The 7,173-nt window shown below is 72.0% G+C and carries 5 protein-coding genes and 1 rRNA gene; 1 reads left to right on the top strand and 5 read right to left on the bottom strand.

Annotation, left to right across the window (positions count from 1 at the left end; translation table 11 throughout):
* Positions 1 to 26: 26 nt before the first annotated feature.
* Genes ACSNOK_RS28765 through mtnA form a run of 4 tightly spaced genes read right to left on the bottom strand, consistent with a single transcriptional unit; the run spans position 27 to position 5,635 of the window.
* Complete coding sequence (locus tag ACSNOK_RS28765; protein ID WP_436783718.1) at positions 27 to 1,850, bottom strand: LpqB family beta-propeller domain-containing protein; 1,824 nt, start codon at positions 1,848 to 1,850, stop codon at positions 27 to 29.
* Positions 1,847 to 3,808: an MtrAB system histidine kinase MtrB gene (gene mtrB, locus ACSNOK_RS28760; RefSeq protein ID WP_436783717.1), complete on the bottom strand. Its 1,962-nt coding sequence runs from the start codon at positions 3,806 to 3,808 to the stop codon at positions 1,847 to 1,849. The genes ACSNOK_RS28765 and mtrB overlap by 4 nt, the downstream gene beginning before the upstream one ends.
* 1 nt (position 3,809) lies before the next feature.
* Positions 3,810 to 4,487 carry a two-component system response regulator MtrA gene (gene mtrA, locus ACSNOK_RS28755; protein WP_004946863.1) on the bottom strand — a complete coding sequence of 226 codons (678 nt, stop codon included), beginning with the start codon at positions 4,485 to 4,487 and terminating at the stop codon, positions 3,810 to 3,812.
* A complete protein-coding gene (gene mtnA, locus ACSNOK_RS28750; protein WP_436783716.1) occupies positions 4,484 to 5,635 on the bottom strand; it encodes an S-methyl-5-thioribose-1-phosphate isomerase in 1,152 nt (383 codons plus the stop codon). The genes mtrA and mtnA overlap by 4 nt, the downstream gene beginning before the upstream one ends.
* A gap of 251 nt (positions 5,636 to 5,886) precedes the next feature.
* Here mtnA and ACSNOK_RS28745 point away from each other — a divergent pair, with 251 nt between their 5' ends.
* Positions 5,887 to 6,951 (top strand): glycerophosphoryl diester phosphodiesterase membrane domain-containing protein, encoded by a 1,065-nt coding sequence (locus ACSNOK_RS28745; RefSeq protein WP_436783715.1) that lies wholly within the window; start codon positions 5,887 to 5,889, stop codon positions 6,949 to 6,951.
* Positions 6,952 to 7,101: 150 nt separating this feature from the next.
* Here the strand turns inward: ACSNOK_RS28745 and rrf are convergent.
* A 5S ribosomal RNA gene (gene rrf, locus ACSNOK_RS28740) occupies positions 7,102 to 7,173 on the bottom strand; the annotation flags it as partial.

The following is a 7,173-nucleotide window of genomic DNA, read 5'->3' as shown; positions in this document are numbered from 1 at the left end:
GCCCAGACGAGAGCAGCAGCACCCCCCTACCCCGGATACACAGGAGCCGCGCCGTCCTTCGCCACCGGCTTCCAGTTGGTGTCCGGCAGCAGCCGCACGATGTCCCCGTCCCGCTCCGCGAGCAGCGCCGCCGCCCGGCCCTGCCCCTCCGGGGCCGCCACCCCGCCGACGCCGGTGATGCCCGGCAGCGCCGAGGCGCCGGACAGCGAACCGTCCGTCTCGATGAACTCCACCTGCTGCAAGCCGCCCTGCTCGTTCCCGGCGACCAGCAGCCGGCTCCCGCCGGCCCAGGACACGGCGTCGACGTGCACGAAGTTCGGCGCCACCGACCGCAGTTCACGCACCGACAGCCCCGGCCGCCCGGCGTCATCCTGCCGCCGCACCTGTCCCAGCCACAGCCCGGAACGATCCCCCTTGGTCACCACCAAGGCGATCCGCACCCCGTCCGCCGCTATCCGGACGCCGGTGATCCGGCCGCCGTCCAGGCCCGCCACCGGCACCTCCTCCGGCGCGCCCTTCCCCCCGCGCAGCCGCAGCAACCGCGGGTGCTCGGGGTCCTGGTCGGCCACCCACAGGTCGTCGAGACCGTCCCAGCTGGGCGTGGTGAGGCCCGCCTTGGCGCCGCCGTGCGACGTCAGCCGCGCCTCGCCCGGCTGCGTCCCGTACTCCAGGCCCGCGACGAACAGCGACTGACCGTTGGCGCTCACCACGGCGGCCAGCCGCTCGTCCCGGTCCACCGCCACCGACCCCAGCCGCGGCCCGTCCGCACCGAACGGCCCGGCCACCCGGCGCGCCTCGTCGTCGGTGTCCGCCAGTCCGACCACCCGCCGCCGAGCGTCGAGGAAGTACTGCCGCGGCTCCGGCCGCCCGGCCGTCCGGTCGGGGCCGAAGTCCCGGGCCCGCTCCCGCTTCAGCGAGCACAGCGTCTCGTCACCGCTCTGCAGCGTGACGCTCTCCACGCGCGCCGACTCCTGCGCCGTGTAGAAGAGCTGCGCCGCCATCCGCCGGCACTGCGCTTCCCCGACCCCGGCCGCCTTGCCGTCGAGCCGCACCTTGAGATTGTTGGAGTCGTCCATCGACAGCCGCTCGTCCGTCAGCCGCGTCCCCGGCGGGAACGCCGTCGCCGCCACCGGATCCAGCCACGTCGTCGGCCCGTCGAGCAGGGCCTTCACCGCGGACGTCACCGTGTCTATGCGCTTCCGCAGGTAGACGGGATCGGCGACGAGCACGTCCCGCCCCTTGCCGCCCTCACCCGGACCCAGCTCGGCGAAGTAGTACTTGTTGACCGACCGGTAGATGCGCTGGAAGTCCGGAACCCCGACCACCAGACCGGGCGGCAGCGCGTCGATGCGCCACTCCCCGTCCTCGTACGTCAGGTGCACCGACTGCTCGTACGCCCGCGCGGCGGGCTTGTACGCGTGCTTGTCGTCCACCCGCGCCACCTGCTTGCCGGTCAGCGAGACCCGCCGCGACGGTCCCGTACCGGCCTCCCGGTCCCGGCTCTCCTGGACGAGCCGGACCTGCGGCATCTCCGCGAGCACCGTCGTCGACGCCGCCGGGTCCCACTCCCGCTTGATGGACTTCGCCAGATACATCCGCGCCGTCGCGTAATCCGGATCGTCGCTGGTCGTCGCCTCCAGGAAACCCTTCACCAGCTCCGCCGGCTGCTCGCCCTTGCGCGGTGGCACTCCGTACACCCGCACCTGCGAGTCCGCGTCCGCGCGCTGCGAGGAGTCCACGGCGTGCACCTCGCCGCTGTCCGGCATCGACGCGCAGCCGGCCAGCAGCAGCCCGGCCACGGCCGCCACCGCCGGCAGCCCCGCGCGCCACCGCTCGTTCCGCCCGCTCACGGCCGCCTCCGTTCCTGAACGCCGCCCATCGAACCGTCCGCCGTCGACCCGCCCGGCCGGGCCACGACCCGGGCCCCGCTGCCCGGCAGCGCCGTCGGGTCCACGGTCGGCGTCTGCCGCGTCTGCGACGGCACGGGCGCCCCGCGCCCGGCCGCGGCCAGGGGCACCCCGGCCTCGTTGAGCCCGCGGTTGCGCCGCGAGTCCGCCGGCTCCAGCGGAATCGGCGAACCGCGCAGCGGCTCACCCGCCGTACAGGGCAGCGTCAGCCGGAACTGCGAGCCGCCGCCCGGCTCTCCCCACGCCTGCAGCCAGCCGCCGTGCAACCGCGCGTCCTCGACCGCGATGGACAGCCCCAGGCCCGTCCCCCCGGTCGTCCGGGCCCGCGCCGGATCGGCCCGCCAGAAACGGTTGAACACTCGCGTGGCCTCGCCCGGCTTGAGCCCCACGCCGTAGTCCCGGACGGCGACGGCGACCGCCCCGCCGGCCATCGCCAGCCGCACCACCACGTCCCGTCCCTCGCCGTGCTCCACGGCGTTGACGACGAGGTTCCGCAGGACGCGCTCGACGCGCCGGGCGTCGGCCTCGGCGACGACGGGCCGTTCGCCGCCCTCGACCAGCAACCGGGTGCCCTTCCGCTCGGCGAGCGGCAGCGCGCCCTCGATGACGCGGTGGACGACGTCCCGGAGGTCGATCGGCTCGGCCTCCAGAGCGGCCGCCCCCGCGTCGAACCGGCTGATCTCCAGCAGGTCCGCGAGCAGCGACTCGAACCGGTCCAGCTGCCCGAACAGCAGCTCCGCCGAGCGCGCCGTCACCGGATCGAAGGTGTCCCGGGCCTCGTGGATCACCTCGGCCGCCATCCGCACGGTCGTCAGCGGCGTCCGCAGCTCGTGGGAGACGTCGGAGACGAACCGCCGCTGCATCCGCGACAACTCCTCCAGCTGCTGGATCTTCACCTGGAGGTTCTGCGCCATCTTGTTGAACGACTCGCCCAGCCGCGCGATGTCGTCCTCGCCCGTGACCTTCATCCGCTCCTGGAGCACCCCGGCCGCGAGCCGCTCCGAGATGCTGGCCGCCATCCGCACGGGGGTGACGATCTGCCGCACCACCAGCCACGCGATGGCCCCCAGCAGCACCACCAGGAACACCCCGGCCGTCGCCAGCGTCCCCTTCACCAGGCTCAGCGACTTCTCCTCCTGCGTGAACGGGAAGAGGTAGTACAGCTGATACGGCCTACCGCTGATGTCGTAGAGACGCTTGCCGACGACGAGCGCGGGCTCCCCCTCGTCCGACCCGCTGCGCCGGATCGACGTGGGCTCCTCGAAGGCCCCCTGCTTCTCCAGCCGCTTGCGCAACTCCTGCGGCACGCTCCGCTCGGGATCGATGTCCCCGGAAGCCCGCGGCCCCCGCGTTCCCACATGCGCCCCGTCGGAACCGCCGTCGCTCAGCGCCACGACGTAGTAGACGCCCTGCCCGCCACTGGCGAGCTGCTGGACGAGCCCGGTGAGCCAGGCACCCGGGTCCGGCGTCCTGCCGCCCGCCGGCGACGCGTCCTGGTTACGCCCGTCGGCACCCGTCGCCCCGGCGTCGGCGGAGTCCCTGGCCGCCTTGAACCCGCCCTCGGCCTGGCTCTGCGCCGCGTTCCGCTTGGCCTCCAGCAGGCCGTTGCGCACCTGCCCGATCACCACGATGCCCAGCAGCAGCACCACGCCCAGGGACATCAACAAGGTGGTGGCCACCACCCGCAGCTGGATATTCCGCAGCCACAACCGCATCACCGGCAGCAGCGGCCGGCGCACCCAGCGCGCGTAGAGGCGCAGCACCGGATGGACGGGCGCGGTCGCCGCCCCGTCGGGGAGCAGCCGGCCGGCGCGCCACAGCCGCCGGAAGAGAGAGACCCCGCCCGCCACCTCGGCGGGCCGCCCCGCGCCCCGCTCCGGAGCGGCACCGCCGTCCGTCATGTCAGCTCGGCCCGGCCTTGTAGCCGACGCCACGCACCGTCACCACGATCTCCGGGCGCTCGGGGTCCTTCTCGACCTTCGAGCGCAACCGCTGCACGTGCACGTTGACCAGCCGGGTGTCGGCCGCGTGCCGGTACCCCCACACCTGCTCCAGCAGCACCTCACGGGTGAACACCTGCCACGGCTTCCGCGCCAGCGCCACCAGCAGGTCGAACTCCAGCGGCGTCAGGGCGATCGCCTGACCGTCCCGCTTCACGGAGTGACCCGCCACGTCGATGACGAGGTCGCCGATGGTCAGCTGCTCGGGCGCCGGCTCCTCCGATCTCCGCAGCCGGGCCCTGATCCGGGCCACCAGTTCCTTCGGCTTGAACGGCTTGACGATGTAGTCGTCCGCCCCGGACTCCAGACCGACCACCACGTCGACGGTGTCGCTCTTCGCCGTCAGCATCACGATCGGCACACCGGATTCGGCACGGATCAGCCGGCACACCTCGATACCGTCCCGGCCGGGCAGCATCAGATCAAGCAAAACAAGATCGGGTTTGGCCTCGCGAAAAGCGGCGAGTGCCTTGTCACCGTCGGCCACGAACGACGGCTCGAAACCCTCACCACGAAGCACAATTCCGAGCATCTCGGCCAGTGCGGTGTCGTCGTCGACGACAAGGACGCGTCCCTTCATATCGACATCATCCCATTACCCGATCGTGACCTGTCACACAGCTCCGCCAGACCGCCCTTCGTCACGGGGGAAACAACCCCGTTTTCCGTGACAATCGCGGTCATCAACTCGGGCGGTGTGATATCGAACGCAGGGTTGTACGCCTGCGCTCCCAGCGGCGCCACGGGCACTCCGGCACCCGCTCCCACCCCCGCCGCCTGGGGCGGAACGGGGATCTCGGTGACCTCGTGCCCGGGCCGCTGCTCCACCTCGATGTCAGCGCCGCCTTCCGTACCGAGATCCACCGTCGTGCTCGGCGCCACGACCACGAACGGGACGTGGTGATACCGGGCCAGCACAGCGAGCGGATAGCTGCCCACCTTGTTGGCCACCGAACCGTCCGCCGCGATCCGGTCCGCGCCCACGAGGACGACGTCCACTTCCCCGGCCGCGAACAGCGAACCGGCGGCGTTGTCGGTCAGCACCGTGTACGCCATCCCGGCCCGCGCCGCCTCGTACGCCGTCAGCCGGGCGCCCTGGAGGAGCGGACGCGTCTCGTCCACCCAGAGCCGCCGCAGCCGCCCGGCGCCGTGCAGGGCTCCCGCGACGGCGAACGCGGTGCCCTGGCCGCCGGAGACGAGGGCACCGGTGTTGCAGTGCGTAAGGATGCGGTAGCCGCCACCCGGCAGCAGTTCCTCGAGCAGGGCCACCCCGTGCTCGGCCATCCGGGTGCTGGCCTCCGCGTCCTCCCGGTGCACCGCCCGCGCCTCGGCGAGCGCCGCCGAGGCGGCGGCGCGCCCGCCGTTCTTCCGTACGGCCTCCCGGTAGGCGTCACGCACCCGTGCGACGCCGTACGAGAGGTTCACCGCGGTGGGACGGGCCCGGGCCAGCATCTCGGCGGCCTCCTCCACGTCGAACCCCCGGACCGCGGCGAGCGCCACTCCGTACGCCCCGGCCACCCCGAGCAACGGAGCTCCACGGACGGCGAGGGTGTGCATTGCGTCGACGAGGGCCGGTACGTCCGTACAGACCAGCTCCACTTCCTCGGCGGGCAGTCGCCGCTGGTCCAGGAGGACGATCACGGGCCCTTCCGGTGGTTCCTCCCAGCGGAGGGGCGAGGCGGCGGAAAAAGCAGCGGCATCCGAAGGTCGCGCGTACTGATCGGCCATTTACCCAGTCTGCCCCGTCCCGGGGCGACTATTGAAGGTCCTCTCGGTTCTCTCCCCCTTATGAGACCAGGGGGCGCCGACCGGGCTCCCGAACGGGCCGACGCACGCCCCTCGGCGGCTCGGTCGGGGCCCGCCACAGCCCCCGGCACCGCCTTCAACGGCCCCGGGGCCGCCCGACGCCCCCGTGACACGATGTCCGGGTTACGGCTCGGCCGCCGCACCGGCAAGCGGGCCCAGAAGGAGCGACAGACATGAACGACTTTCCGGGCCGGAACTCGCCCGGATCCCTTCCGCCCGGACCTCCCGGTCCCCCGCCCCCACCGCCCCCGGGATGGCAGAACGGCCCCGGCTGGGGTCACCAGCGCTGGACGCCTCCGCCGAGCGCCCCTCGGCCCGGCGTCGTCCCGCTGCGGCCTCTCGGCCTCGGCGAGATCGTCCAGGGCGCGTTCTCGACCCTGGGCAGGTACTGGCGGACGATGCTGCCGGTCTCCTTCGGCATCGCCCTCACCACCCAGGCCCTGATCACGGTCGTCGACGGCCTGTGGCTGACGGACGGCGAGGCCCTGGACGACCTGCGGGAGAAGGCCAGTCCGCGACAGGCGTTCGACGCCATGACGGACAGTCTGGGAGCCATGAGCGTCAGCATGGTCGCCGGTCTCGTCGGCTCGATCCTCGCCTCGGCGATGTTGACGGTCGTGGTCAGCCGGGCCGTTCTCGGACGGTCCGTCAGCGCGGCCGAGGCCTGGCACGCCGCCCGTCCCCAACTGGCCCGCATGGCGGGCCTACTGTGCCTGATCCCGCTGATGCTGTTCGGTGTCTTCGCCGTCGGCATGGCCCCCGGCCTGCTGCTCTTCTCGACCGGAGCGGAACCGGCCGGCGTGGCGCTGGCCCTGCTGGGCTCGCTGGCCGGGCTGGTCGCCATGGTGTGGCTCTGGATCCGTTACTGCCTCGCGGTGCCGGCATTGATGCTGGAAAAGCAGGGTGTCATCGAGTCCCTGCGCCGGAGCGCGAAGCTGGTTCGGGACGCCTGGTGGCGGATCCTCGGGGTTCAGATCGTCGGCCTGTTGATCATATTCGCGATGGCCATGGTCGTGCAGGTTCCGGTCGGCGTCATTCACGTGGCCACTAATGGCGGTTTGGATTCCGCCGCTTCCACCACCTGGTCTTCCTTGATCATTAGTGGCGTCGGCGCCGTCATCAGTTCCACGGTCGCGCTGCCTTTTATGGCCGGCGTGTCGGCCTTGATTTATCTGGACCAGCGAATTCGCCGCGAGTCGCTGGACGTGGAACTCATCCGCGCGACGCACTCCGCCTGACCGACCCGGCACACACTCGCTACCTGGGGGCGCGAAAGCGCCCCTGGGGCGGGGACGAGAGAGATGAAAACCCGCCCACAAACACCCCGTAAACGCAAGTAAGCCCTGACAGAGAGCGATGCTCCCCATCAGGGCTTACTTTCACATTTAGTTCGGCGGCGTCCTACTCTCCCACACGGTCCCCCATGCAGTACCATCGGCGCTGAAAGGCTTAGCTTCCGG

The sequence above is a fragment of the Streptomyces sp. URMC 126 genome, assembly GCF_051386555.1.
Lineage (GTDB): Bacteria > Actinomycetota > Actinomycetes > Streptomycetales > Streptomycetaceae > Streptomyces.
This window is presented reverse-complemented; position numbering and strand designations above follow the sequence as displayed.